The organism is Methanocorpusculum petauri, from assembly GCF_026891975.1.
In the GTDB taxonomy this organism is placed as follows: Archaea; Halobacteriota; Methanomicrobia; order Methanomicrobiales; family Methanocorpusculaceae; genus Methanocorpusculum; species Methanocorpusculum petauri.
In genome coordinates this window covers 59,686-83,660 of sequence record NZ_JAPTGB010000007.1, presented here as the reverse complement: position 1 = coordinate 83,660, position 23,975 = coordinate 59,686, and the positions used below count along the sequence as shown (strand labels likewise).

The window sequence follows — 23,975 nt, the reverse complement described above, 5'->3', positions numbered from 1 at the left end:
TTTTTTTGGAAACTCCTGAAAGGTGATTTTGGTTATTTCAGAAAACCTCAAAGAAAACACACATCATTTCCCGAAGCCAAAAATTCTACCAGCATGAAGATCGATATAATCCACTCCACCACCGATATTGCCGGGGTAAACCTCCGTGCCGCAATAGACAACCTCATCCAAAACCCGCCTGATGAGGGATGGCCGCTTCTTTCCAAACACGAGGTGACGTTTCATGAATGGAATGACCGCATCATCAACGCAGACGACGACATCACCTGCCCTGACGCAGACCTCGTCATATTTCTTGCCCGCCATGCAAGTATCAACCCGGTACCGGTCCTGACCGTCCATCCCGCCGGAAACTTCACCACCGCAGACCTTGGCGGAAATCCTCGTGAACTTGGCATCACTGCACCTGCATGGATGCGGGCGGTTCTCCGCAACCATCAGAAGTATGTTCCGGAGGGCTTTCGCGTCTCCTACGAAATTACCCACCACGGCCCCACCAACATCCATGCACCGTACTTCTTCGTAGAAGTAGGCAGTACCGAAACCGAATGGCGGAACATGCACGCCGTTCGTGCTGCTGCTACCAGCATCCTCATGGCCGATCCCGAAGAAGAAATCATTCCGTTGATCGGATTCGGCGGAACACACTACGCCGTCCGGCAGACCGCCATTGCCCTCGAAACCCGGGGAGCATTCGGTCACATGATGCATACCCGGAACATTGCTGGTGTGGACGCCGCGATGATCCGGCAGATGATCGCAAAAAGTGGTGCGATTGCCGCGCATGTCGACAAAAAAGCCATGTCAAAATCAGAAGCCGCCCACATCGAAGGACTGCTGGAAGAACTTGGCATCCCCGAAGTAACGGAAAGCGACCTGCACAAAATCGGAACCATGCCGTGGGAAATCTGGACAAACTTCCTCTCCTTTGCAAAAGAGATCGACCCCGCAATCAAACTCTTCCCCCACGGCGAGATCGATGCAGGAGACCCGGTCTCCATTACTCTTCCCGAGGATTTTTTCAGTGAAGCATTCGGCGGCAGGGAAGAAATACTGTTTGCAGAACTGGATCGGATCGGCGGTGTGTTTCACACCACCGGCAAAAGCGGAAAAGTTCTCCCTATCCTGTTAACAACCGCCGCCCGTCGCCGTGATATAGCAGGTGATTTAATAGCTTCATCAATCCAACAAATAACACGTACACAGGGTACCACGGTGGAAGGTGATCGGATCACCATAACCCGTCGGCAGTTTGACGCCCGGCTCGCGCGCATGCAGGGTGTCCCGTCCGGTCCGCTGTTCGGAAAACTTGTTGCAGGTGAATCTGTAACCGTTCCAGATGGTAGAACGGTCACGCCGGAGATGGTGACCAAGACGGTTCAGTCCACCATCCATATCCCGGGATTGGAGAATTACTCATGAGATCAATCGTAGAAGAAGCACTATCACGCAAGCGGTTTGAAGAGACCGCACGCGACAACAGCGCAGTCTCCGCAATATATGATGCAGAGGATGAGGTCGAACTCACCCCGCGCAGAGAACAGGCATACCCCGAATACGAAAGTCCTGCCCCCGAGCCGGTTCGTGCCGCTCCTGTTCCGACTCCGAGACCAGCTATCGATCCTGTCTCAGCACCAAAACAGGACATCGATTTTTCCAGCCAGTATAAGTATACGCCACCGGCGGAGAATCACACGGATGACGACGACGAGTTTGACGATATTCTTGAGTCTCTGAAAACGAAGATCACCGTTGTCGGCTGTGGCGGTGGCGGATCCAACACTGTCGCCCGCATCTTCGAAGAAGGTGTTGAGGGTGCGGAGATTTACGCACTGAACACCGATGCCCAGCACCTCTCAATGCTCCGCGGACGCGTCGGAAAACGCATCCTGATCGGACGCCAGACAACAAAAGGTCTTGGTGCAGGTGCAATGCCCCAGCGCGGAGAAGAAGCCGCACTGGAGAGTGAGGATGTTATCCGCCAGTCCATTAACGGTTCGAACATGGTATTTGTCACTGCAGGTCTTGGCGGCGGAACCGGTACCGGCAGCGCACCGATTGTCGCAAAAATTGCCAAAGAGGTCGGCGCACTGACGATTGCCATCGTCACGCTTCCATTCACGAGTGAGAGCGCGACCCGTATGGAGAACGCCGAGATCGGTCTTGAGCGGCTTCGTGAGGTTGCGGATACCGTCATCGTCATTCCAAACGACCGCATCCTTGAAGTCGTCCCGCGTCTTCCTCTCTCTCAGGCATTCAAAGTCGCCGATGAAGTTCTGATGCGCGCGGTGAAAGGTATCACCGAACTGATTACCCTCCCCGGTCTCGTAAACCTTGACTTTGCCGATGTCCGTACCGTCATGGAACAGGGTGGCATTGCCATGATCGGTATGGGTGAGTCCGACAGCGAAGACAAAGCAACCGACTCCATCAAGAAAGCACTGCGTTCTCCCCTGCTGGACGTTGACATCACCGGCGCGACCGCCGCACTTATCAATGTTATCGGCGGCCCCGACATGACCATGTTTGAGGCTGAAGGTGTTGTGCAGGAAGTTTACCAGCGCATCGACCCGGGAGCACGGATCATCTGGGGAGTGCAGGTTGACCCGGAGATGGAAGGTCGTATGCGTACCATGCTTATTGTGACCGGTGTTCAGTCCCCACAGATTTATGGTAAACAGGAGCAAACATATACGGCACCACAATCAAGTCAGGTTCAGAAATCCAAGTTTGAGATTGACTTCCTGAGGTGAATTATATTGGCAGACGAAAAAAATACTGAAAAGAAGGCAGCATCCTCTGCCGTAAACGTGAAAATGCCGGAGGTCTCCAAACAGAGCATCTCCGAGTTCTTCCGCAAGTACCTGCGTGTATTAAAACTTGCACGCAGACCAACGAAGGACGAATTCTTCAAGATCTCCGCAGTTGCGGCAGCTGGTATTGCGGTTATCGGGGTTTTCGGTTTCATCATATATCTGGTCTTCCACTACCTGCTTCCGTGAAACTATGACTGATTCAGAGTTTGGCAACCACTACTACATAATTAAGACGACATCCAAGCACGAGCGGACGGTTGCGGATAATATCCGTGAGGCTATTGAAAATAATATGACGGACGTTGTCGTAACGGCTGTAGTGGTTCCGGAGGATATTAAGGGCTATGTCTTTGTGGAAAGCCCCGAAGAGCATGCACGCATTGAGGAACTGGTGGAAACGATTGCACATGCGCGTGTTGTTCTGAAAAATGAAACTTCAATGGAAGAGATCAAACACTTCCTTGTGCCCAAACCGGCAGTATCCGGTATTGAAGAAGGTACAATTGTTGAGCTGATCGCGGGACCCTTTAAGGGCGAGAAGGCTGTGGTCAAGCGCGTGGACCACACCAAAGAAGAGATCACGGTTGAACTGTACGAGTCCATCGTACCGATTCCGATCACCGTGCGCGGTGACAATGTGCGTGTGATCGATCGCAACCACGAATAATTTTTCACATCCCTTTCTTTTTTATGGATATCAGGGCTGTAGTGTATCCTCTGCTGGTTCTTGCCGGCGGATGCTGTTACGGAATTCTCTCGACGATTGTAAAACTTGCCTACGAACAGGGATACACATTTGCCGACGTGGTTGTCAGTCAGTACTTCTCCGGCTGGGTGATCCTCGGCATCTTTCTTTTGATCCTTCTGACCCTGCGACGGAACAGGACCCTCACCCCGTCCCACCTCCGCACCCCATTGCTGCACCGTGTCGTAATTCTTCTGATCACCGGCGCAGTTACCTGTTCAGTGTGTCTCTTCTACTACCTCTCGCTTGAGACAACGCCTGCATCAGTTGCGGTGGTGCTTCTGTTCCAGTTCACCTGGATTGGCATCATTCTGGAAAGCATTGCCGAGCGCAGACTCCCCTCGCGTACGTCCGTAATAGCCGTGGCAATTCTTCTCATAGGAACACTATTTGCCGGAGGGGTTCTCGGGACAGAAATATCCCTGACACCGATCGGTGTCTGCGCGGGTCTCCTGTGCGCGTTCTGCTATGCCGTGTTCATTTTTCTGAGCGGTCGCATCGAACCGCAAATGCATCCGGTACACCGGAGCTTCTGGATTGTTACCTGTGCGCTGTTTGTACTTCTGTGTGTACTTTCGCCAGAATATTTCACGAGCGGCACCGTGATCTCCGGGATATGGATCTACGGTGCAGCACTTGGTCTGTTCGGCGCATGTCTTCCCGTTTTACTCTATGCGGTCGGGACACCAAAGATATCCACCGGCGCTGCGACAATCCTCAGCTCTTCGGAACTGCCAGTGGCTATCATCACCTCGGTCATCGTACTGCACGAGGCCGTCTCCTGGATTCAGTGGTTCGGTGTCCTGTGCATCTTTGCGGGCATTGCATATCCGCATCTCCGATCAGTCGGAAAAGAAAAAAAGAAAAAAATTCCGAAGAAAAATCTCAGGGTAAAATGACATTGAAATTCGGAGCAGACGGCTCCTGCATTTCCAGAAAACGGATCACAACTCCGGCATCCCCGGAGATATCGGCGATCCGCTCCAGTCTTTCCGGAGAATACTCCCCGTCCGCAAGATATTCCACGAAATCGAATTTATTTCCGGAAATAACTGCATCTGCATTCGCATCGGTAACACCCTCCCTACCATGCAGGACAGAAATCTGCACCGAAACCAGGCCGCCCCATATCCCCTCTGGGAGATCACGGTTCACAAACGCACAATCGTCCGTAAGGTTCTGCCAGGTAACTGATAAATTTTCAGCCCTGCCTTCAGTGATCATGGGCGAGCCAGTAGATTTATGTTCTCATACGTCGACCCTATTAAACCAATGTCAGGCGGACCTTTAGATCCGTACTGACATACGGTGATACAATGGCAGAAACTGTCGAGGTACTGGTACCTGGCGGTAGAGCAACTGCAGGACCACCACTTGGTCCGGCACTGGGTCCCCTTGGGATCAACGTGAAAGCAGTCGTTGATGACATCAACAAAAAGACTGCTGAGTTCAACGGCATGTCTGTTCCGGTAACGGTTACAGTCGATGACAAAAAGAACGTCACGTTAACGGTCGGTATCCCTCCGACAACCGCACTTGTTATGAAGGAAGCGGGAATTGAGAAGGGCTCCGGCACTCCAAATACTCAGGCAGTTGGTAATCTGCCGCTTGAAGCTGTCATTCGCATTGCAAAGATGAAGATGGAGAGCATGCTTTCCTATGACCTGAAAAACTCGGTCAAGGAAGTCATGGGCACCTGCGTATCTGTTGGTGTGACCATCGACGGCAAAACGGCAAAAGCCGCAATTGCCGCAGTCAATGCAGGCGAGTACGACGCACAGCTTGCATAAAGTGTGTGTCCGGCTTCAAACGGGTAGCGGGCGAGATACCCCGCGAAAAATGTACAGTTGTAGAGAACAACCATAGGAGATCGGTCCTATAACCGGTCGAGAACTATGGAGGCTTCATCAAATGGTTGACAAGACCCAAATTATCAGCGCTGTTACGGCAGCAATGGAGCAGGCGCCCAAGAGGAAGTTCCAGGAGAGTATTGATATTACTATCAATCTCAAGCACGTGGACATGGCGCAGCCCAAAAACCGTATTGATGAGACGATTCTTCTGCCACAGGCAATAGGCGTCAAAAAGATCGCTGTCTTGGGTAAGGGAGACATTGTGTCCCAGGCTCGCAACGCAGGTGTCGACATTATCATCGGTCCTGAAGAGATTGAGCGTCTGGGTGGTGCCCCGCGTGAGGCACGTAAACTCGCAGGTCAGTATGACTACTTCCTTGCAGAGACTGCGGTCATGCCACTTGTTGGTCGCTGGCTCGGTCAGAGACTCGGTCCCCGCGGCAAAATGCCGCAGCCGATTCCGATGGGTCAGGACATTACTCCGATCGTTGAGCGTCTTCGGAACTCCGTCAAGATCCGGTCCAAGGACAGACTGAATATGTCTGTCAAGATCGGAAACACCGCCATGAGTGCGGAAGCGGTAGCCGAAAATGTTGATGCGGTCTTAAAGAGAGTACTGGGAAGACTCGAAAACGGCGAATTAAACGTTCGTTCCGTCTACGTCAAGACTACGATGGGTCCCGCTGTGAAGGTGATGTAAGAATGGCAATTTATACCCACCACCTTCCCGCGTGGAAACGCGAAGAAGTTGAATCGATTGTGGAGAATGCCGGCAAGCATGAGCTTATCGGCCTGGTGGACGTCTACGGTATTCCCGCAAGACAGTTCCAGCAGATCCGCAGGAACCTGCACGGTAGTGCAGTTGTGAAGGTTGCAAGAAACACGCTCGTTGAACATGCGTTCAATGAGCTTGGCGGTCACTTCATTGACCTCAACGGTCATGTAAGTGAGCACTCTGCACTGATCTTCGCTGACGGAAACCCGTTCAAGCTGTTCAAGTCCCTTGAACAGACGAAGACAAAGCGTTCCGCAAAAGCAGGCGAGATCACTCCTGAGGATATCGTTGTTCCCGCAGGACCAACTTCCTTCAAGCCCGGACCGATCGTCGGAGAACTCCAGCAGGCAGGTATCCCGGCAGCTATTGACGGCGGCAAGGTCAAAATTAAAGAGACCAAGACCGTTGTGAAAGCTGGTCAGGCTATCAACAAAAAACAGGCCGATGTTCTGGCAAAGCTTGATATCAAGCCGATGCCGGTTGGTCTTTCACTTCTTGCCGTCGTGTACGAAGGCGAGATTTATCTGCCGGATGTTCTCGGTATTGACGAAGAGGCATACAAGGCAAAGATCACTCTTGCAGCACAGCAGGTGTTCAACCTCGCAGTCAACGCAGCAGTTCCGACCTCATGTCCGTTTGTTACTGAGGCTCAGATTGCAAAGGCTGTCCGTGAGGCACGCAACCTTGGTGTGGAAGCCCCGATCTATGAGAAGGGTGTCATCGAGATGATCATCAGCAAGGCATACAGACAAGCAAACGCCCTGAAGGCATAATTATCATACGAAATAGGTGAAGTAAAAATGGAGTACATTTACGCAGCTCTGTTAGTTCACTCCGCAGGTAAAACTGTGGATGAAGAATCGGTTAAGGCAGTTCTCTCTGCCGCAGGTATCGCAGTTGACGACTCCCGTGTAAAGGCACTTGTTGCCGCACTTGACGGTGTCGACATCGAGGAAGCAATCTCCAAGGCAGCAGCAGCACCGGTTGCAGTTGCAGCAGCAGGTGCAGCAGCACCGGCAGCCGCAGCAGCAGAAGAAGCAGCAGCACCGGAAGAGAGCAAGGAAGAGGAAGAAGAGGACGCCATGGCAGGCCTTGGCGCACTCTTCGGATAAATCTGAAGTCTCGTTTATTGAGATACTTCGAGTGCCGCAGCAAATATGTTTGCTGTGGCATTATCCATATTTTCCTGATGTTTTTTAGTATTGTTTTCGTTCTTTTTCACAGATTTTGTACCTGCGGTATTTGTATCATATCAGAATCAAAAATGAACATTTACAGATCAAAAAATCTCAGAAAAACCGATCTCACAAAAATAGTTTGATTGGTTTCTCGTGGGAATGGCTTATATGTTTGCAGTACATCTGCAATTCAGGCCAGTACCAAAAGGAAACAATCCTCCTATCTTGGGCACAAGTTCTTTCAGGGGAGTTTATCGTGCCAAACGGTACACTTTTCTGGCAGTTCCGGAAAGTATCTGAAACTGCCAGAGTTATCACCAGAATCCGCCTACGCCAACAGAACTCCCCAGCTCTGACGTATAGGTTGATGTGACACTGGCTTCGTCATAGACGAACAGTACCTGGGGTAGATACCCGTGATACTTTATTTGGACATAGCTCCATATAAAGATTTTAGTTCTGACAAGAAATCGTAGGGCAAATTTTCCTGGGAATAAAGGAAAGAACAGTTAGGTCTCGATTGGTTTTCTGGAAATTTCACCGTCTCGTGCAATCCATAACTCGGCTGATGAACAGGCATTTTCAATCAATCCCGTAAGATCAATCTTTTCCTCCTCTCTTTCGATAAGTTCGACCGATGATCTGGTAGCAGGTTTCTTGGGAACCGCGAGACATCCTGTGTCTCCGGGATTTTCATGGAATGTTCCGATTTTCCGGGAAATTACAACCGTTTCCTCTTTGTCATACGTAAGGATCGGCCGGAGGATCGGTGTCTCCACCGATGCAGTGATCACGCGCATATTCTGGATCGTCTGTGACGCAACCTGTCCAAGATTTTCTCCGGAAACAAGCGCATCAAACTTCCCCCGTGAAGCAAGTGCATCCGCAACCCGCATCATAAACCGCTTACAGAAGATACACGTGTAATGCCGGTCACAGGATTCTGTCATTGCCGCAAAAAAGGGCTCCATGTCAACAACCCATACCGCAAAGTTTCTGCCAGGCGACCAGGTGGACAGAATCCGCGCATTGTCAAGTGCAAGATTCTTTGTTGCAGGTCCCGCCCACCTGCCGCCGTCCATGAAGACACCGGAGACGACAACCCCGCGCCGCATCATCAGCCAGGCTGCAACCGGAGAATCAATTCCTGCCGAAAGAAGAACCATTGCTTTCCCTGCTGTTCCGAGTGGCAGACCCCCCTGACCCGGAATTCGGCTGTCATAGACGATGCCCCCGTACTCGCGTGCCTCAACAAAGATCTCGTACTCAGGGTTTTCCAGATCCACCACAAAATCCGGAACCTTTTCCCACACGGCATCCGCAACGATACGCGCCAGTTCCTGACTGGTAAACCCGCCGACATGCTGACGGCGCGCCCGCACCGCGAACCGCATTCCGGGATGCAGTTTTCCATCAGCAACAGATACTGCCGCCGCAGCAATTTCCGCGGGAGAATTTCCACAGGTTGTACAGATACTTACGTCCACAATACCGAACACCCGCGAGACGACAAATGCAATCCGCTCCGCATCACCATAGATCAGAATACGGCCCCGGTACTCCTCGGTCTTGTACTCAATATTCTCTGCATCAAGCGCAGCACGGATATTGCGCATCAGCGATGCCATAAACTGTTTCTTTACCTGCTCGCTTTTCAGCCAGAGTTCGCCGATTCTTACCATTACTGCTGTGTTTGTCTCCATCGCTCCACACCTCCTGCCGCATACCCGGCAATCCGCACATGAGATAACCCAAGATCTTCCAGTTGGCCGAGAAGGGCCAGCGCCTTCTGCATCTCCCATGCCTCCACCTCCACAACTGCCCCGTCTGCGATCAGCCGCACCCGAAGCGTACCGGATATTCCCTGATCACGCAGCAGCGTTTCTGCGGCAGCAATCAGTTTCAACCTTTCTCGGGTAATTGTCACGCCGAATGGAATCCGGGTTGCAAGACAGGATGACGCAGGAATCCGCGGAATACCCAAACTGTCGGCAAGGGAAAGGATACCTGCCTTGCCGATACCTGCCTCGGCGAACGGACTGCATATGCCAAGCTCCCGCAGAACCGCATATCCGGGTCGTTCTTCCGGCAGATCATCTGTATGTGTACCGTCACAGACGGTACTCTCCAGCTCATTTGCCAGTGCCAGAAGAGGGCGCATGAGCTGCTGCTTGCAGAGATAACAGCGATCCACCGGATTTGATCGAATCACTTCATCATCAAGCAGCCGGATCTCGATCGGATGCCAGGAAACCCCGAACTTTCTGCATATCTCGGCTGCCCGCTCCGCCTCACCCGGAACCACAAACTCTGACACAACAGTCGCAGCAGCAACCGGAAGGTCCAGAGCATGTGCTGCTGCAAGAAGGACAAGACTGTCCTGACCCCCGGAAAGTGCAATCAGCAGTGGTGCATGTTTTTGCAAAACCAATGTGAGTTTTGCCGGAATCATCGATGGACTCTCATTCACTTTGTGAACATCCTGAAGTACTCAGTATTCGTTCTGAATAAATAAATATGCGACGGCTTTACCAATGTCTTCATGTATGAATCCTCTCTTGGACAGGAATATCACAACATCTATAAGAATCAGGACAGAACTATGTACAGTGAGATATGGCTGCAAAGAAATCTTCTAAAAAAACAGCTGAGCCGGAGGGACCGACAAAACTGTTCTATATCTTCTATAATCAGGAACGCTGGGACAACTGGCTGAACACCCTTGCTGAAGCTGACTTCTCCGGTGACGATGACAGTGAAGAGATGCCGGAAGGATACCGCATTCTTGACGGATTCTCCGACGACATCACGCTTGCAACAATTAAAATTATCCGCCTGTACCAGAACGGCAGAATCTCCCTGGAAGATGCAAGAACCAAGCTTCGCGGCGTCGAAGAGATCGTAATGACAGAACTGCCGGAGTCAGAGATTGCAGAGATTGTCGGGTCTATGCAGGTATCTATGCTGGTGCTGTTTGCAGCCGGACAGAAATATCTGGAAGAGGTATACCCGCCAAGCGAAGAGGTCAAAAACCTCGTGAAGGAAGGTCGCAAAGTCTCCGAAAAAGATCCGGAAAAGGCACTGGACATTGCATCCTCAATTGGAGCAGCCGTTATCAACGGTGCATCCTGCTGCGGGAAATATGTCAAGGACACCGACGAGCCGACACTCTTTGATGAGTGGCTTGTTGAGGTAGAACGCATCGCAGAGGCCATGAAGTCCTTAAAGAACTTCGACGAGGAAGCCGGAGAAGCCCAGTGATCGCAGGCCGTGCCCGGTTCCGCTACATCAAGAAACTTCAGCGGGCAGCAGGATACCGGTTGCCGGACGGAGCGTTTCACCCGGCAAATCTGGAAGCCATCACCGGCTCCATGAATATCGACAGTTTGGATCCCGGAACACGGGATCAGGTTCTCCGTTTTTACAAAGACTTTCTTGAGTGCAACTGCCGTGACTCACCGCTCTGCGGATGTCCGGAACGAAAGTTTGTGATCGCGGTTCTGGAGCTGCGGGAAATGGGACTCAACCATAAGGAGATTCACAACCATCTTCTCGATGAATACGGGATTGATCTCTTCCCCGCAGATATACTCAGTTTTCTTGAAGATTCCGTCCATCTTCTGGAAGCGGTGCGCAGCGTTGCGGACCTTGCCGGGCAGAAGGAACTGGTCAAACTTTCCGACGAACATATTCGGCAGATCGCCCGGTAACTGTATCTCCCATCACGTTTTTTGAGATACAGAACACAATAGATCATACATGAATCCGGGTTTTTCCGTGTACGGGATTGCTACCGGCCTTCTTGCACCGGGCGATGATATTGTCGGACGGGTGATTGCAGCCGTTGGCGAAACAAATGCAGATAAAATCTGCAACCGCGATATTCTGCTTTTTGCAGAGTCGCCCTTATCCACAACCGAGGGACGAAACATCCGGCTTGCCGATATCACTCCGGGCAGGAACGCCATAGCACTTGCAGAAAAATATGATCTTGATCCAAGGATAGCTGAGATTGTGATTGCAGAGAGCGATGAGATTCTCGGCGGCATTCCGGGATTTCTGCTTGCTGCACGAGGAAATCTTGTGCTACCGAACGCGGGTGTGGACGAGTCCAACGCTCCGGAGGGCTGGGTCACCCGTCTGCCGGAGGATGCGGACGCGAGTGCGGCACGCATCCGAAAGGAAATTCGTGAACGTACCGGCAAAGAGGTTGCGGTGATCATCATCGATTCGCGCACACACGCGATGCGGCTCGGGGTCTCCGGCGTTGCGATCGGGTGTTCCGGCATTCTTCCGATCACCGATGAACGCGGCAAGCTGGATCTCTTCGGTCATGAACTGCAGGTGACCCGCCGGGCAATTGCCGACTCACTTGCATCAACCGCCGAGCTTCTGATGGGCGAGGCGGATGAAGGGGTACCGGTGGTGCTTGTCCGTGGATATCCGTACATTTTCTCGGAAAATGCGGTGATTGAATCCATTGCGCCGGATGAAGATCTTTTCCTGGGAAGTCTGACGAAAAAAGCGTGACGACGGCCTTACGCAATGCGAAGGCCGTTCTCTTCGGCAATATCCACAAACGCGCCGGCAAGATACTCGACCTGTTCACGACTCAGGCCGTAGGTGTTGAACTTCCACTGCTTTGTCACCCCGGGCATGATGCCGGTGATGCCGCGTTTTGCAAGGGCGCTTGAGAGAAAGAAGCCCCGTTTTTTATGTGTCCGGGCAACCACATCAAAGGATGCGGAGGTATCCATTCTGGTGAGTGTGTGGCGGCGCGGGAACTCTGAGGCAATCTTTGTTCCTTCAATGGAGAGGAGAGCATCAGTCACAATTCTGTGATTGGCAACCTCCTCGTCCCAGTGCTTCACCCGTTCCTTCACCGCTGGGAATGAAGCGATCAGCCCGACGATCGGAGCACCCATGAGGGAACAACCGAGAATACCCACCTGTTTGATGCCGAATTTACGACCGGTAACATCTCCGGAAATTTTTGTCGTCCGCAGGACAACGTCGGCATACTCATCGGTCGTGGCAAGAACTCCTGATGGTGCGGGGGCTGCCATGCTTTTATGGCCGGAACCAACAACAAAGTCAGCGCCAAGGTCTTTTCCGTTCACCGGCAGGACTCCGACGGTATAGACACCGTTGTAGAGCACGGGAATGTCGTATTGGTGTGCAACCTTTGCAACACCTTTCACGTCATGGAAGTTTCCATACATGAAGTCCACTGCATCGATGAAGAGCAGTTTCGGTGCGTAGCCGAATTCCCGGATGACCGCTTCGATCCGTTCGGCAGCAGTGTCGGCGGTGATGTGGTGATCCGGGGTCGGCGGAATTTCCCGGACCACTCCGTTGACCACTTCAACCGACAGATACGCGGTGTAGTGTCCCATGCCGGTCATCATTACCGGCTCACCTTTGCTGACGAGAGCACCGGTCACCTCCTGAAATGCCCTGCGTGCACCCGGTACCACCTGCGACTGATCCATGCCGAGCCATTTTGAAAGATCAGAATGAAAGTCTGCGATGGGAGGGTTTGTTACATAGTCCAGACGAAACGGTTTGTGACAGTGATCACAGACCGAGTAACCGTCGCCCCAGGCAATTACTGCTTTCATCGCTTCCGGCGTCAGTCTGCCCGCAGCCTGGATGGGATCGAGATTGATCGAGGACTCGTCCACGATCCGCGTTTCAATGCCGGCAGCACATTTCATCGTCACAGCAGTTCCTCCTCAAGGACAGTGAGCTGTTTTCGTACGGCATCAATTGTTTTTCTGGCGGTAGCCTTCTCTTCATCCTTCAGCTGATGCAGGGGCGCTGTCCGTCGAAGAATGGTCCGGATGTCGGTGAGATAAAACAAACCGGCAAATACTGCATCAATTGCTTTCTGTGACATAATATCATCATTGTATATCCGGCATTTGGTAATCCGCATGGATACAATGCGGCTGATTTCTTATTCTGAGTTCACGAGTGAGTGTGAATCTCTGATATGTTCTCCAAAGGGAGAGAGCCAGGTGCCTGAATTGAACAGGCGTGGAACTGCTCTGCAGGCAGTCGCATAGCCACTCTGCCAACCTGGCCGTGAATCTCAAGGGAACTCTGCCAGTAAATTCACAGTGTGAATTTCACACTGTGAATTATTCATTGTCCTCCTATCTATTTATACTTATTTGGAAAATGATCTTTTTCTGAAGATCTCAAAAGAAAAAAAACTACGTTCCGAATAGATCTCCGACACCTTCTTTGAAATCGCATATGGCAGGGAAAAACAGTATGATATTCTGCGAAGCAGTGAACACGATGAAAACGACATGAGGCGAATTCAGGCACCAGATCCCATGAGAACGAAAATCTATATATTGGTAGAAGAAGAATGACTATTCACGCCGTGAATTTTGAAAAAATTCAGGAGTGCTGCCAATGACACATACCTACAAAAAAGAAACCCTTGCAATACATGCCGGACAAAAACCTGACCCGGCAACCGGCTCCCGCGCTGAACCCATTTACATGACAACGGCCTATGTTTTCCGTGATGCAGAGCAGGCAGCAGGACGCTTCAGCCTCACCGAGGAAGGCAACATCTATACCCGCCTCACCAACCCGAACAACAGCGCATTCGAAGAAAAAATTGCCGCACTTGAAGGGGGAACTGCTGCAATCAGTACCGCATCGGGAATGGCTGCCATCAGCTACGCAGTTCTCGCCGTAACCAGTCCGGGGGATGAAATCGTCTCCGCCGACAATCTGTACGGCGGAACATACGAACTCTTTCACCATACGCTTCCGAACCTCGGGCGAACCGTCCGGTTCGTCAACTCCGGCAGCCTTGCAGCGTTAAAAGAGGCGATAACCGAAAAGACTCGGGCCGTATATTTTGAGTCCATCGGAAATCCGAAGCTTGACATTCCCGACTTCGAAGCAGTTGCAAAAATAGCCCATGACGCAGGTGTCCCTTTCATCGTTGACAACACCGTCGGCGTCGGTACAGTACGACCGATCGAACACGGCGCAGATATTGTGGTCATGTCCGCAACAAAGTATGTCAACGGTCACGGAACCGCCCTTGCCGGCGTCATCGTTGAGAGCGGCAGATTCCCCTGGGACAACGGCAGGTTCCCCATGTTCACCGAGCCGGACCCGGCCTACCACGGTCTTGTACACTACAAAGCCTTCGGCCCTGCCACCGTCTCAACCAGTATCCGCGTCTCCCTGATGCGGGACATCGGTGCAACCCTCAGTCCGTTCCATGCCTGGCTTTCCTCCATCGGTCTTGAAACCCTCTATCTCCGAGTTGGAAGGCATGCAGAGAATGCTCTTGCGGTTGCCGAACATCTCAAAAATCATCCCAAGGTTGCCTGGGTCAACTATCCGGGACTTGCCGATCACCCCTCGCATGCAAACGCCGTCAGATACTTCGGCGGCTCCGGCGGCCCCATCGTCACCTTTGGAGTGAAGGGGGGATACGACGCAGCTGTCACCGTACAGAACAGCGTGAAACTTTTCTCGCTTCTTGCAAACATCGGTGATGCAAAATCCCTCATCATCCACCCGGCCTCAACCACACACCAGCAACTCTCCGAAGAGGAACAGCGTGCAACCGGGGTAACTCCCGACACCATCCGGCTCTCAATTGGTTTGGAGAATGCCGCAGACATCATCGCCGACCTTGATGCCGCCCTTGAAAAGATCTGAAAAAATATTTTTTTATTTTTTATCTGCGCAGCGTTCCAAGCATCGCCGCACCGCAGACGATCAGTCCCGCGAACCAGAACACAACTGACGGTGACTCGGTTGGTGTTGGAGGAATTGTTGTGGGAACCGTGGTCACAGGATTTGTTTCTGTCGGCTCGGGTGTTGGCGTCTCCGTAGGCTTTGGCACCACGTCAAACGTTGCTGACGAACTTGTGGAGACGGAAACACCCGAAACCTTCACGGTATAGGTGTCGGCGGAAAGTTTTGATCCGTCCACGGAAAAACTCCATACGTTATCGGGAGTACTTTTCACAATCGCAACTGATCCTGAGGTCCCGTAGGATGTCACCGGATCATTTTTGCCGGAAGGAACAAAGGAGACAGGCACAACTTCGACCAGCAGTGTATCCTGCGGCGCAAGATTTGTTCTGCCGGACACGACAAACGACTCCCCGAGGTATCGGGTTCCGACCGGATCGATTCCGATATATGGGGTCTGCACGGTCAGTGTCAGCGTGGTGTAGAGATCATCGATGTACGGGGAGGCAAGCATCTTCACCAGAGCGTTCGCTGCCTGCGAACCCTGCAGCCTGCCGGCCCCGTCCACCACAAAGGAACTCTGGGTTCCGCCGCCCGGAGCGACCATCGCGAGAATTGTTTTGCCGTCCTGATGGATTTCCTGTACACCGAACCGGCCGTCGTTCATGGGATGTTCAACCACCACGAAGTACTCGCCTGCGGACATGCTTTCCGGGATTGCCATCTTGTAATCGTACTTGCCGTCGTTCACCGATACAGTTCTGCGTTCATAGTAATTGGAGCCGAAGATAAAGATCGCAACCGAGGACGGGCTGCCGGTAACGGTTCCGGTAATGTGGACCGTGTCCCCTTTGGCAGCGGCAAACGATGATGCTGAGGTGCTGAGACCCGGCTGCTTCAGCTGCACGGAGTAGGTTGCATACTGGGTACCGGAGAGGTGGGATTTGTCATTCATCGTGCTGACCGCGTAGATGGTGTAGGTTCCGGTGTCAAGGCCGGTTGAGCTGGTGTCCCACCGGTACTCCCAGGTGTGATCGGATCTGACGGGGACTTTGGTGAGTTCGCCGGATGCAAGTGTTGCAAGGCTGACACCGTTGGAGTTCAGGTTCGGACCGGTGAGGAAGAGGTAGGTGGTGTCCGAGTCGGTGTTGGTTCCGGAGAGCCGTATTTCTTCCCCGAGATAATAGGTGTTCTTGGAGTCGGATGCGGTCATGCTCATGCCGCCGACGGTTATTCTGATGCTGACACGGTCATAATCACTACCTTTACCGGCTGCTGTTCCGTAGTCAACAATGTCGTTGATCCGGACGGTATAGGATCCTTCCTCAACCGGTTTGCCGTTTACGGGACTGGTGGAGTACTGAACCACCCGTTTTCCTGAGGCGTCGGTGGTGACAACACCCCATGAGTTGGGATCGCCTGACGCACCGTCGGGACGCAGGACGGATTTTTCACCGCCGCCGATGGTGACCTTCGGATCTTCCGATCCGCGGACAACACCCGGCTGACCCGCGATCAGCTGCGGGGTCGGACTGCGGCCCGCGTCAAGACTGATAAGGTAGGGGGTGTTCGGCAGACCGCTGACCGTGACGGTAAACGGATTGCTCCTGACAACACTTTCGCTGCCGGCGGTAAGCGTGATGCCGGTACTGCTGCCGAGGTAGTAGGTGACGGTGTTGGATTTCTTTGCGTAGTTGGCAAAGACCTGCGGCGTTATCCACTCTGCGCGGGAGGTGTAGGTTCCGCCGCGCAGAGAGGAGTCGGCAAGAGAGATGTCAGGCGTTGTGACGCGGACGGAGTTGATATCAATGTCTGCGAGACTGACGGCGCCAAGCATGGTGGTCTGGCCGCCGACAGGGGTGGTTATGATGATCTGCGCTTTTGCGCCGATGCCGGACGGGCCTACCTTGGGAGAGTCGATGATGTAGTGGATACTGCTGCTTTTGCTGACGGCTTTTCCGTCCACGGAGTCGGTGGAGCCTGCATACTCGGCACGGAGGATGAGATCCGGCTGCCAGATGTAGAGGTAACCACCTGTCCATTCACTGCCGTTATAGATACGGTACGCACCGGTGTATCCGCCGACCGAGACATCCAGAAGGTTGATGACACCGTTGGCATCCGCCGGAATGATGTTGAGAGCAGTCGGGTTTGCCGAGCCGCTCATGTAGGAGAGGGAGGTTGCATAGGTGGTTTCGGTGATTTTTATTTTGATCTTTTCATAGACAAATGCGGTGCTGCCGGGGTACACGGTTCGGGCATCACCACTGGTAAGGGGGTAGTGGTCGGGAGTCCCTCCGGAGAGGTACTGCGGTGATGGTTCGGATACCGGCTGGGTTTCTTCTTCTTCCGGATTGGTTGATGTAGCTGCTTTGGTAGCAGTCTTTTCAAGAACTTGTTCCGGTATGGTCTCCCGTTTTTTGAAGAGGATATGTATGTCCTCTATACTTTCCGGAAGAGATGATTTTCCCTCCTCGGCGTACTGTTTCTGTTCCGGAAATTTCTGCTCCCCGGGTTCAGACTCCCGCGCGGTTTCTGTTGGCTGCTGCGTCGGAACGGTGGTTGTTGACATCGTTGGTGTTTCGGCGGTCGGCACTGTGGTTACCTCCGTTGTCGGTTCTGTTGTCATCATCGTTGTCGGTATGGTCGTTGCTTCCGTCACCGGTGGCGTTGTCATCACCGTTGTCGGCATGGTCGTTGCTTCCGTCGCCGGTGGCGTTGTCATCACCGTTGTCGGCATGGTCGTTGTTTCCGTCGTCGGTGGCGTTGTCATCACCGTTGTCGGCATGGTCGTTGCTTCCGTCGTCGGTGGCGTTGTCATCACCGTTGTCGTCACGGTCGTTGCTTCCGTCGTCGGTGGCGTTGTCATCACCGTTGTCGTCACGGTCGTTGCTTCCGTCGTCGGTGGCGTTGTCATTACCGCTGTCGTCACGGTCGTTGCTTTCGTCGTCGATGCCGTTGTTATCTCTGCAGGAGACAAATCTTCCGTCGTCCTGCCTTCATCAGCTGCAGTCCCTGCTCCCACTGCGAAAAGCAGCGCAAAAATGATCAGCACAAACACATATTTTCTCATGAACACATCCTCTCCCTGAAATGTACTAAAAAATAGATTGGCAGGAAAATATAAAATCCTGCGGATGGAAGATTACTCTTCCTTCTTTGCCGGAACCCCGGCAATCGAACAACTCGCCCCGCACGGCTCTTTTGCTGCATCAGGAATCACACGATAGGCATTTGCCAGAACCGAAGAGTTTGCAAGAAGTCCTGCAACCAGTACCGCCTCCAGAATCTCCTCTTTGGGGATGCCCATCTTTTGTGCCACCTGCATGTGATACGCCGTACAGTGATCACAGCGGAGTGCCGCCCCCACCGCAAGGCTGATCAGCTCGATCACCCTCGGTTCCAGAGTGCTCATCTGATTCACCGCATTCTTGTAGAGAAGATGTGAGATCAGCGCCTCGGGGCAGTCCTCAAGTTTTTTGTAAATTAACGGAGCTGTTCCGTACTCCTCCTCAACACGGGTCAGCCAGTCCGCTGCTGTTGCTGTTGCACCCTTCGCCTCAACCTCGCGAATGGCTTCCTGAAAATCCAGATCAAACTCAACCATGAATTTACACCACAATATTTGTCTCGGAAAGCGGACGAATTCGGATCAGAATATAATTGCGCATCCGTGACGGCAGCACATCCGCCACATCGCCAACCGTAATATCACCCTCAATCACCAGATCACGGATGCGCTGGGCATACTCTTCATACGCGAGCTTCACCCGCAGACCGGTCAGCTGAACCGCAATCGGCGACGGCGAGTACACATCCTCGATCTCCGGAATCTCCTGCTTGATCATATCCTGAATCCGTGCAGGCGACACCGACAGCGGATCATGCGACAACTCTTTCCGCTTCTCGGAGATCACCCGCTCTACCTCCTCGATCACCAGATCCAACCGGTGAATATCCGCCTCCGTCTGCGTCCGGTGCATGAACCGGCCGAGACCGCCGACATATCCTTCGACCGGCGGATCGGTCTGCTTCTCCAGCTGTTCACGGGACGCACCGCCGGTCAGAATGATCGGGACAGTTACGCCGCGGCGGAGTTTCGGGAACTTCTTCTCAATGCAGCTTGCAAAATTGCCGAGCACATAGATTGCCAGATCATGCTCATTGATCAGATCGCGCTCCTCGTCATTGATCTGCGAGATGCGTTTGCCAAATCCTCTGGCCATACCGAGAATGTTTGACTTTGAGCCGTGACTGCGCAGATACTCCGCAACATCACAGGCCGAGTGCGGCAGGTGATGAATTTCAAGACTCGGGATCACCACGGCAATCTCTGTTCCCACCAGCGGCGAGGTCTGGACCTCGCCCGCGAGCGGACGGGAGAACTCCTTCAGTCCTTCAATGTCGTCCTGCGGCATCAGCACCTGCAGCACAACCTCATTTGCAATGTTATGCCGCTGCACAATGTAGCCGCCGAGATCCTCAATGTAGTCAACAACCTCATCAAGCCGGTACACGCCTCCCTTGTAGGTAACCGGAACAAGAATCATCGCAGTTCCTCCTCCATGAGCGTGAACCGGTCAGCAATAATCCGATCAACATCCTCAGCCGGAAGCGTGTTTTCACTTGCCGAATAGGAGAAGCGGTCGGAACCGTAGTTCTCGCGCCTGACCTTGAACCCTTCCGGTGCAATCACCTGAATCGCATAGATCAGATCCTTAAACAGCGACTCCGCCGGATCGATGACTACCCAGTTATCGATGTCTTTGGGAATCTCCACGTTACTGATGATAACTGTGAACCGGTCTGGCTGATCCACATTGTCGTGGCCGAGCCGGTTCCACAGCATTTTCAGCATTGCCGCAAGATAGGTCTCGTCACCGACTGCAATCGTTGCCTTTCCGTCCTGCACCAGCACATTTCCCACATCCGACACCCGGATAGCCGCACGCGGCGGACGGATCAGACCGGTCGCCACGAACAGCGGATACTCGGGGTCGATGTAGAGGTGCAGCCCTTCCACAATCGAGAGCAGGTTGTGATCCTGCAGAACGGTTGTTGCGATTTTGTTGTAGTTGTCGGCACCATCCTCCGTGGACTCAACCGCGAAGTAGTCTAAGCCTGCCATCTACGCCTCCTTTTTCTTGTCAATAAAACCGGAGGCCAAAAGTGCCCCGCCGGTTGCACCGATGTACTGCGAGTGGTGCGGAACAACGACCTCGGTGTTGAGCATGCGGCCCATGGCACGGACAAGTCCCTGAATCAGGGACGAACCGCCGACCATGATGACCGGCTCTTTGATGTCAACCTCCTGCAACTGCTGCTCATACACCTGCTGGGCAACGCTGTGACAGGCGGCTGCCGCCACATCCTCGCGTTTGTACCCTGCGGCGAGAGCGTTCACCAGTGACTGGGTGCCGAACACGATACAGTAGCTGTTCATCGGCACATCCTCACCGCCCTCACTCTTCATTGACAGAGCTCCAAGTTCGGTGATGTCAACGTCAAGACGCTTCGCGGTCATCTCCAGGAACCGGCCGGATGCTCCGGCGCAGATACCGCCCATCGTAAACGATCCCGGAATGCCGTCATTGACACTGATGGCTTTGTTGTCCATACCGCCAATATCGATCACGGTTGCAAACCCTTTCTGGGCATCTGCAAGATAAACTGCTCCCTTCGAGTTGACCGTCAGCTCTTCCTGCACCAGATCGGCGTTCAGGTGTTTGCCGATGAGAAACCGGCCGTAGCCGGTGGTACCGATGGCATCAATGTCGGAGATCTTGAGACCGGCCTCTTCAAGTGCCAGAGCGACGACTTCGTCGGCGCTCTTGAGCACCTCGGTGGTCGGTCTCCAGCCGGTACCGATGATCTCGTTGTCCTGCATGATGATGCATTTCGTAGTTGATGACCCTGAGTCAACACCCATGGTGGTACCGACCTGCACCTCGCGTGCCATAAGACTGCGTCTGCGGGCAATGGTGGTCAGGGCTTCAAGTCTCGTAAGAAGAGTGGACGAACCGGTCCGCTCGTTGAAGGAGTAGGACACCACCGGAATACGGGAATTTTCCACGATGTACCGCCGGAGTTCGTTTCTGACAATCGCTGCTTCCGCACAGCGGAAACAGCTTGCAATGAAAATACCGTCTGCCTCAATGCGACCTTCGACGATGGCCTGGGCGCGGGCGATGGCAAGTTTCAGATCAGGGCTTTTGACCGGCAGACCAAAGTCCTTGTAGGCGCGTTTGACATCCTTTAATGCGACGTCGGGGTAGAACATCTTGCCGCCGACGGTTTCTGCAGCGGTGGTGATCTCATTCTGGATACCGCTGTACTCTGCGCCGCAGGTGATCTGGGCAATTCTGACGGGCTGTTCGCTCATTGTTGTACCTCCAGATTTTTCAGGAACTCTTTGATTTGTGCAACAAACGTGACACCTTCCTCCTTTGAGGCCGGATAGCGGAGTTCAAGCCGCGGCATGTCCTTTTCACGGAGCATAAAGGCAAGAAGTTCGTTGGTTCGTGCACATCCCATGCAGCCGAAGGCAAGATCGGGTTCATCGATGATGATTGCAGCTTCCGCCTCCTCAACCAGCGGGCCGTAGAGGGACATACGCCCACGGATACCGGACGGAACTTCAACAGCAGCCCACTTGAGACCTTTCTGCGGGTCTTCCGAGGTCATCTGAATCGGAGGAGAATCAAAGCCCGGGGTCTGGATGTGTTCGCGTATCGAGATTGCCGATCCAAGCGGTTGATGGCCAAAACGTGCCACAAGATCGGATAAAATAAGGCTGGTTGCCGGATAGATGAATACTTTTGCCATGGTGTTTACTCCTCCCTCATGAGAGATTCCAAAATATCGATATCAAGCGCATCCGGCGTCGGCATCTCCTGACCGGCTGCTGCTCTGAGTTCATCGGGGGTCATACGATCGGTCTCCTGCAGGCCGTAGGCGATGTAGCGCACGAGTCCCATCTCATATTCATGACCGAGATAACCGGGACGGGCGCCGCCAAGATCTGCACGGCATCTCCGCGCGTCTCCCGGCGGAAAACCACGGTCCTTCACGTAGATGCGGTAGGGATCGAGCTTTCGCAGGTGGGATATGATTCTTTCCACATCCTCCGGACTGCCGGTGATCTGGCAGCCGAAACAGGTTTCCTTGATCATGACGCCCTGGGCGATTTCGTAGGCTGCAGTTGCAATGTCCTGCGGGGTAGTGTCGGGCGAGTCAACGAAGACGTATTTGGTGACCGTTCCCACATACTGGGGGACATACGGTTTCATGGTTTCACCTCGCGGATGAAGACAGTCGAGCCGTCTTTGATACGGGGAAGTTTGTCGGTATCAAGGACCGTTCCAATAATGTTGGTTCCCTCAAACGGTTCTCCGGTTGGTCCGTACTCCTCGTTTGCGACACTACGCACGCCGGTCATGCCCCGTGCTTTCCGGGCATCGTTGGTAATTGCAAGCGAATAGGGTGAAACCGGTTGTTTGGGAACGTTCTCCGGAATGATGTTGACGTTTGAGGCGAACTTCGGCTTGAAGAGGTACATCTCGTTGTCGATGTTGTAGAAGAACGGCATGCTGCCGATGGCATATATCTTGAGGCCGGTGACGCGGCGGAAGAGATCAACCGTCCGGGGTGCATGTTCGTAGTCCAGCGTGATGTCGATGACATCTTCGAGGGCAACGGTTGAGAGCGCAACCTTCCCCTCCTTGAGGACTTCAAGCGTAGTTGCCGGTTTTTGATCAATTACAACCCGTCCGTCAATGTCACGGTTGTCGGCAAGCACACGAAGTCCCCGTGCTTTGGCACGGGTGACTGCTTCACCCAGCGGGAGTCCGCGGAGGTCAAGCTGTTCGGGAACAACTTTAACGGACAGTTTTGTTCCGGTACCGGCAAACCGTGCGAGTTCAATGCCGCGGACGACCGTTCCGGTACGGGTGTGGTGCTGGTTGCTTGGGACATCTTTAGTGTAGATGTAGATGGCGCCCGAACTTTTTCCCGAGGTCCGCACGGTGACAGTTCCTTCCCGCCGGGGTTTCTGGAGTTCCATCGGGACGGTGAGTTTTCCTTCGGCGTGATCGCGGATATAGGTGGACGCGGTCCGATCGATCACGTACTCGGAGTTGCGCAGTGCAAACAGGAGATGTTCAACTGATCTGGTGCAGGATGTATCAATCCCGGTGTGATCTTCCTTATAGCCTTCTGCGGTGATACAGATCTCGGAAAATATCTGCATACCATCATCAACTGAGAGGGAGAGGTCAGTGGTAACGACAGCGTTGGTCTTATCGACCGAAGAAAAGACGTGTTCAATTTTGGTGATGCGGTCGCCGTTTCTCCACCGGTTCATGATGCCAAGACCGGAGATGACGGTACCAAGAATTGCTCCTCCATCTGCTGCTCCGTGATCTCCCATATGCTGCAGGCGGGAGAACATGAGGTAAGAGGTTTCGGAGTCGTAGCCACCGCAGCCGAGGCAGAGTACGCCGCGATCGTAGCGGTAGGGATGATGGTCGGGGATGAAGTCTGCTTTGAACGGGCCGAAGGCAACGGCGTACTTGTCTTCCCAGTGAACTCGGAGGTTTGCGTCAGAAACGTCACCGATGGGTACTGGCAGGACAACTCCCGGCAGGAGTTCGACGACGATATCACCTGCAGTTGTTGCGAACCTAAGCTGGGATGTGTCGCGAGACACCTCCTCATCCCCTGACGCGGAGACGCCGGATCTGAGGACAACAACGCCACAGTCTGCCGGATGGTCCGGCAGGAGAGCGGCAAGTGTAGTTCCTTTGGGGACAACTCTCGTCTCCCCGTTGAGGAATATCTGTATGTTTGTCACGATAACTCTCTCTTTTT

The 23,975-nt window shown here is 53.2% G+C and carries 27 protein-coding genes; 14 read left to right on the top strand and 13 right to left on the bottom strand.

Annotation, left to right across the window (positions count from 1 at the left end):
* Positions 1 to 93 precede the first annotated feature (93 nt).
* The 5 genes from O0S10_RS04495 (at position 94) to O0S10_RS04475 (ending at position 4,460) form a co-directional block, all read left to right on the top strand.
* Complete coding sequence (locus O0S10_RS04495; RefSeq protein ID WP_268924702.1) at positions 94 to 1,422, top strand: D-aminoacyl-tRNA deacylase; 1,329 nt, start codon at positions 94 to 96, stop codon at positions 1,420 to 1,422.
* Positions 1,419 to 2,753 (top strand): cell division protein FtsZ, encoded by a 1,335-nt coding sequence (gene ftsZ, locus O0S10_RS04490; protein ID WP_268924701.1) that lies wholly within the window; start codon positions 1,419 to 1,421, stop codon positions 2,751 to 2,753. The genes O0S10_RS04495 and ftsZ overlap by 4 nt, the downstream gene beginning before the upstream one ends.
* Positions 2,754 to 2,816: 63 nt before the next feature.
* Entirely contained in the window at positions 2,817 to 3,002 is a 186-nt protein-coding gene (locus O0S10_RS04485; RefSeq protein ID WP_268924715.1) for a protein translocase SEC61 complex subunit gamma, read from the top strand.
* A gap of 4 nt (positions 3,003 to 3,006) precedes the next feature.
* Entirely contained in the window at positions 3,007 to 3,483 is a 477-nt protein-coding gene (locus tag O0S10_RS04480; protein ID WP_268924700.1) for a transcription elongation factor Spt5, read from the top strand.
* A 23-nt stretch (positions 3,484 to 3,506) separates the two neighbouring features.
* Positions 3,507 to 4,460 carry an EamA family transporter gene (locus tag O0S10_RS04475; RefSeq protein ID WP_268924699.1) on the top strand — a complete coding sequence of 318 codons (954 nt, stop codon included), beginning with the start codon at positions 3,507 to 3,509 and terminating at the stop codon, positions 4,458 to 4,460.
* Here the strand turns inward: O0S10_RS04475 and O0S10_RS04470 are convergent.
* Positions 4,447 to 4,785: an alkyl sulfatase C-terminal domain-containing protein gene (locus O0S10_RS04470; RefSeq protein ID WP_268924698.1), complete on the bottom strand. Its 339-nt coding sequence runs from the start codon at positions 4,783 to 4,785 to the stop codon at positions 4,447 to 4,449. The genes O0S10_RS04475 and O0S10_RS04470 overlap by 14 nt on opposite strands.
* Before the next feature lie 92 nt (positions 4,786 to 4,877).
* Between O0S10_RS04470 and O0S10_RS04465 the strand changes: the two genes are divergently transcribed.
* The 4 genes from O0S10_RS04465 to rpl12p all read left to right on the top strand — a co-directional run bounded on the left by O0S10_RS04465 (position 4,878) and on the right by rpl12p (position 7,301).
* Positions 4,878 to 5,351: a 50S ribosomal protein L11 gene (locus O0S10_RS04465; RefSeq protein WP_268922302.1), complete on the top strand. Its 474-nt coding sequence runs from the start codon at positions 4,878 to 4,880 to the stop codon at positions 5,349 to 5,351.
* 121 nt (positions 5,352 to 5,472) lie between these two features.
* Entirely contained in the window at positions 5,473 to 6,114 is a 642-nt protein-coding gene (locus tag O0S10_RS04460; RefSeq protein ID WP_268924697.1) for a 50S ribosomal protein L1, read from the top strand.
* A 2-nt stretch (positions 6,115 to 6,116) separates the two neighbouring features.
* Positions 6,117 to 6,962, top strand: coding sequence for a 50S ribosomal protein L10 (locus O0S10_RS04455; protein WP_268924696.1), 846 nt, complete (start codon positions 6,117 to 6,119; stop codon positions 6,960 to 6,962).
* Between the two features lie 27 nt (positions 6,963 to 6,989).
* The gene (gene rpl12p / locus O0S10_RS04450) at positions 6,990 to 7,301 is read left to right on the top strand and encodes a 50S ribosomal protein P1 (protein ID WP_268924695.1); all 312 of its coding nucleotides are present in this window, start codon (positions 6,990 to 6,992) and stop codon (positions 7,299 to 7,301) included.
* A gap of 575 nt (positions 7,302 to 7,876) precedes the next feature.
* On the opposite strand, the gene thiI is transcribed toward rpl12p, so the two are convergent.
* On the bottom strand, positions 7,877 to 9,070 hold the full coding sequence (gene thiI / locus O0S10_RS04445) for a tRNA uracil 4-sulfurtransferase ThiI (protein ID WP_268924694.1): 1,194 nt from the start codon (positions 9,068 to 9,070) through the stop codon (positions 7,877 to 7,879).
* The gene (larE, locus tag O0S10_RS04440) at positions 9,049 to 9,837 is read right to left on the bottom strand and encodes an ATP-dependent sacrificial sulfur transferase LarE (protein ID WP_268924693.1); all 789 of its coding nucleotides are present in this window, start codon (positions 9,835 to 9,837) and stop codon (positions 9,049 to 9,051) included. Before larE ends, thiI begins: the two co-directional genes overlap by 22 nt.
* A gap of 146 nt (positions 9,838 to 9,983) precedes the next feature.
* Here larE and O0S10_RS04435 point away from each other — a divergent pair, with 146 nt between their 5' ends.
* From O0S10_RS04435 to cofE, 3 genes are read left to right on the top strand one after another with little or no spacing between them, the layout of a single operon-like run.
* On the top strand, positions 9,984 to 10,628 hold the full coding sequence (locus O0S10_RS04435; RefSeq protein ID WP_268924692.1) for a DUF2150 family protein: 645 nt from the start codon (positions 9,984 to 9,986) through the stop codon (positions 10,626 to 10,628).
* Positions 10,625 to 11,077, top strand: a complete 453-nt coding sequence (locus O0S10_RS04430; RefSeq protein ID WP_268924691.1) for a DUF5814 domain-containing protein — start codon at positions 10,625 to 10,627, stop codon at positions 11,075 to 11,077. The genes O0S10_RS04435 and O0S10_RS04430 overlap by 4 nt, the downstream gene beginning before the upstream one ends.
* A 49-nt stretch (positions 11,078 to 11,126) precedes the next feature.
* A complete protein-coding gene (cofE, locus tag O0S10_RS04425) occupies positions 11,127 to 11,897 on the top strand; it encodes a coenzyme F420-0:L-glutamate ligase (RefSeq protein ID WP_268924690.1) in 771 nt (256 codons plus the stop codon).
* Positions 11,898 to 11,905: 8 nt separating this feature from the next.
* On the opposite strand, the gene pscS is transcribed toward cofE, so the two are convergent.
* The gene (gene pscS, locus O0S10_RS04420; protein WP_268924714.1) at positions 11,906 to 13,084 is read right to left on the bottom strand and encodes an O-phospho-L-seryl-tRNA:Cys-tRNA synthase; all 1,179 of its coding nucleotides are present in this window, start codon (positions 13,082 to 13,084) and stop codon (positions 11,906 to 11,908) included.
* Between the two features lie 2 nt (positions 13,085 to 13,086).
* Positions 13,087 to 13,266 carry a hypothetical protein gene (locus tag O0S10_RS04415; RefSeq protein WP_268924689.1) on the bottom strand — a complete coding sequence of 60 codons (180 nt, stop codon included), beginning with the start codon at positions 13,264 to 13,266 and terminating at the stop codon, positions 13,087 to 13,089.
* A gap of 527 nt (positions 13,267 to 13,793) precedes the next feature.
* On the opposite strand from O0S10_RS04415, the gene O0S10_RS04410 reads away from it, so the two are divergent.
* Entirely contained in the window at positions 13,794 to 15,068 is a 1,275-nt protein-coding gene (locus tag O0S10_RS04410) for an O-acetylhomoserine aminocarboxypropyltransferase/cysteine synthase family protein (RefSeq protein WP_268924688.1), read from the top strand.
* 19 nt (positions 15,069 to 15,087) lie between these two features.
* On the opposite strand, the gene O0S10_RS04405 is transcribed toward O0S10_RS04410, so the two are convergent.
* Complete coding sequence (locus O0S10_RS04405) at positions 15,088 to 17,703, bottom strand: hypothetical protein (protein ID WP_268924687.1); 2,616 nt, start codon at positions 17,701 to 17,703, stop codon at positions 15,088 to 15,090.
* Between O0S10_RS04405 and O0S10_RS04400 the strand changes: the two genes are divergently transcribed.
* Entirely contained in the window at positions 17,666 to 18,199 is a 534-nt protein-coding gene (locus O0S10_RS04400; protein ID WP_268924686.1) for a hypothetical protein, read from the top strand. The two genes, O0S10_RS04405 and O0S10_RS04400, sit on opposite strands and share 38 nt — an antisense overlap.
* A 53-nt stretch (positions 18,200 to 18,252) precedes the next feature.
* On the opposite strand, the gene O0S10_RS04395 is transcribed toward O0S10_RS04400, so the two are convergent.
* Genes O0S10_RS04395 through mmp3 form a run of 7 tightly spaced genes read right to left on the bottom strand, consistent with a single transcriptional unit; the run spans position 18,253 to position 23,958 of the window.
* Positions 18,253 to 18,714 carry a carboxymuconolactone decarboxylase family protein gene (locus O0S10_RS04395; RefSeq protein ID WP_268924685.1) on the bottom strand — a complete coding sequence of 154 codons (462 nt, stop codon included), beginning with the start codon at positions 18,712 to 18,714 and terminating at the stop codon, positions 18,253 to 18,255.
* A 4-nt stretch (positions 18,715 to 18,718) separates the two neighbouring features.
* Positions 18,719 to 19,657: a methanogenesis marker 7 protein gene (locus tag O0S10_RS04390; RefSeq protein WP_268924684.1), complete on the bottom strand. Its 939-nt coding sequence runs from the start codon at positions 19,655 to 19,657 to the stop codon at positions 18,719 to 18,721.
* Positions 19,654 to 20,235, bottom strand: coding sequence for a methanogenesis marker 17 protein (locus tag O0S10_RS04385; protein WP_268924683.1), 582 nt, complete (start codon positions 20,233 to 20,235; stop codon positions 19,654 to 19,656). Before O0S10_RS04385 ends, O0S10_RS04390 begins: the two co-directional genes overlap by 4 nt.
* A complete protein-coding gene (locus O0S10_RS04380; protein ID WP_268924682.1) occupies positions 20,236 to 21,489 on the bottom strand; it encodes a methanogenesis marker 15 protein in 1,254 nt (417 codons plus the stop codon). It lies immediately after the preceding gene.
* Positions 21,486 to 21,932: a methanogenesis marker 5 protein gene (locus tag O0S10_RS04375; protein ID WP_268924681.1), complete on the bottom strand. Its 447-nt coding sequence runs from the start codon at positions 21,930 to 21,932 to the stop codon at positions 21,486 to 21,488. Before O0S10_RS04375 ends, O0S10_RS04380 begins: the two co-directional genes overlap by 4 nt.
* Before the next feature lie 5 nt (positions 21,933 to 21,937).
* On the bottom strand, positions 21,938 to 22,396 hold the full coding sequence (locus O0S10_RS04370) for a methanogenesis marker 6 protein (protein ID WP_268924680.1): 459 nt from the start codon (positions 22,394 to 22,396) through the stop codon (positions 21,938 to 21,940).
* Positions 22,393 to 23,958 carry a methyl-coenzyme M reductase-associated protein Mmp3 gene (mmp3, locus tag O0S10_RS04365; RefSeq protein ID WP_268924679.1) on the bottom strand — a complete coding sequence of 522 codons (1,566 nt, stop codon included), beginning with the start codon at positions 23,956 to 23,958 and terminating at the stop codon, positions 22,393 to 22,395. Before mmp3 ends, O0S10_RS04370 begins: the two co-directional genes overlap by 4 nt.
* Between the last annotated feature and the right edge of the window lie 17 nt (positions 23,959 to 23,975).

Coding starts and splice junctions, on each gene's coding strand:
- O0S10_RS04495 (WP_268924702.1), top strand. CDS start 94: ATGAAGATCGATATAATCCACTCCACCACCGATATTGCCGGGGTAAAC.
- ftsZ (WP_268924701.1), top strand. CDS start 1,419: ATGAGATCAATCGTAGAAGAAGCACTATCACGCAAGCGGTTTGAAGAG.
- O0S10_RS04485 (WP_268924715.1), top strand. CDS start 2,817: ATGCCGGAGGTCTCCAAACAGAGCATCTCCGAGTTCTTCCGCAAGTAC.
- O0S10_RS04480 (WP_268924700.1), top strand. CDS start 3,007: ATGACTGATTCAGAGTTTGGCAACCACTACTACATAATTAAGACGACA.
- O0S10_RS04475 (WP_268924699.1), top strand. CDS start 3,507: ATGGATATCAGGGCTGTAGTGTATCCTCTGCTGGTTCTTGCCGGCGGA.
- O0S10_RS04470 (WP_268924698.1), bottom strand. CDS start 4,785: ATGATCACTGAAGGCAGGGCTGAAAATTTATCAGTTACCTGGCAGAAC.
- O0S10_RS04465 (WP_268922302.1), top strand. CDS start 4,878: ATGGCAGAAACTGTCGAGGTACTGGTACCTGGCGGTAGAGCAACTGCA.
- O0S10_RS04460 (WP_268924697.1), top strand. CDS start 5,473: ATGGTTGACAAGACCCAAATTATCAGCGCTGTTACGGCAGCAATGGAG.
- O0S10_RS04455 (WP_268924696.1), top strand. CDS start 6,117: ATGGCAATTTATACCCACCACCTTCCCGCGTGGAAACGCGAAGAAGTT.
- rpl12p (WP_268924695.1), top strand. CDS start 6,990: ATGGAGTACATTTACGCAGCTCTGTTAGTTCACTCCGCAGGTAAAACT.
- thiI (WP_268924694.1), bottom strand. CDS start 9,070: ATGGAGACAAACACAGCAGTAATGGTAAGAATCGGCGAACTCTGGCTG.
- O0S10_RS04435 (WP_268924692.1), top strand. CDS start 9,984: ATGGCTGCAAAGAAATCTTCTAAAAAAACAGCTGAGCCGGAGGGACCG.
- cofE (WP_268924690.1), top strand. CDS start 11,127: ATGAATCCGGGTTTTTCCGTGTACGGGATTGCTACCGGCCTTCTTGCA.
- pscS (WP_268924714.1), bottom strand. CDS start 13,084: ATGAAATGTGCTGCCGGCATTGAAACGCGGATCGTGGACGAGTCCTCG.
- O0S10_RS04415 (WP_268924689.1), bottom strand. CDS start 13,266: ATGTCACAGAAAGCAATTGATGCAGTATTTGCCGGTTTGTTTTATCTC.
- O0S10_RS04410 (WP_268924688.1), top strand. CDS start 13,794: ATGACACATACCTACAAAAAAGAAACCCTTGCAATACATGCCGGACAA.
- O0S10_RS04395 (WP_268924685.1), bottom strand. CDS start 18,714: ATGGTTGAGTTTGATCTGGATTTTCAGGAAGCCATTCGCGAGGTTGAG.
- O0S10_RS04390 (WP_268924684.1), bottom strand. CDS start 19,657: ATGATTCTTGTTCCGGTTACCTACAAGGGAGGCGTGTACCGGCTTGAT.
- O0S10_RS04385 (WP_268924683.1), bottom strand. CDS start 20,235: ATGGCAGGCTTAGACTACTTCGCGGTTGAGTCCACGGAGGATGGTGCC.
- O0S10_RS04380 (WP_268924682.1), bottom strand. CDS start 21,489: ATGAGCGAACAGCCCGTCAGAATTGCCCAGATCACCTGCGGCGCAGAG.
- O0S10_RS04375 (WP_268924681.1), bottom strand. CDS start 21,932: ATGGCAAAAGTATTCATCTATCCGGCAACCAGCCTTATTTTATCCGAT.
- O0S10_RS04370 (WP_268924680.1), bottom strand. CDS start 22,396: ATGAAACCGTATGTCCCCCAGTATGTGGGAACGGTCACCAAATACGTC.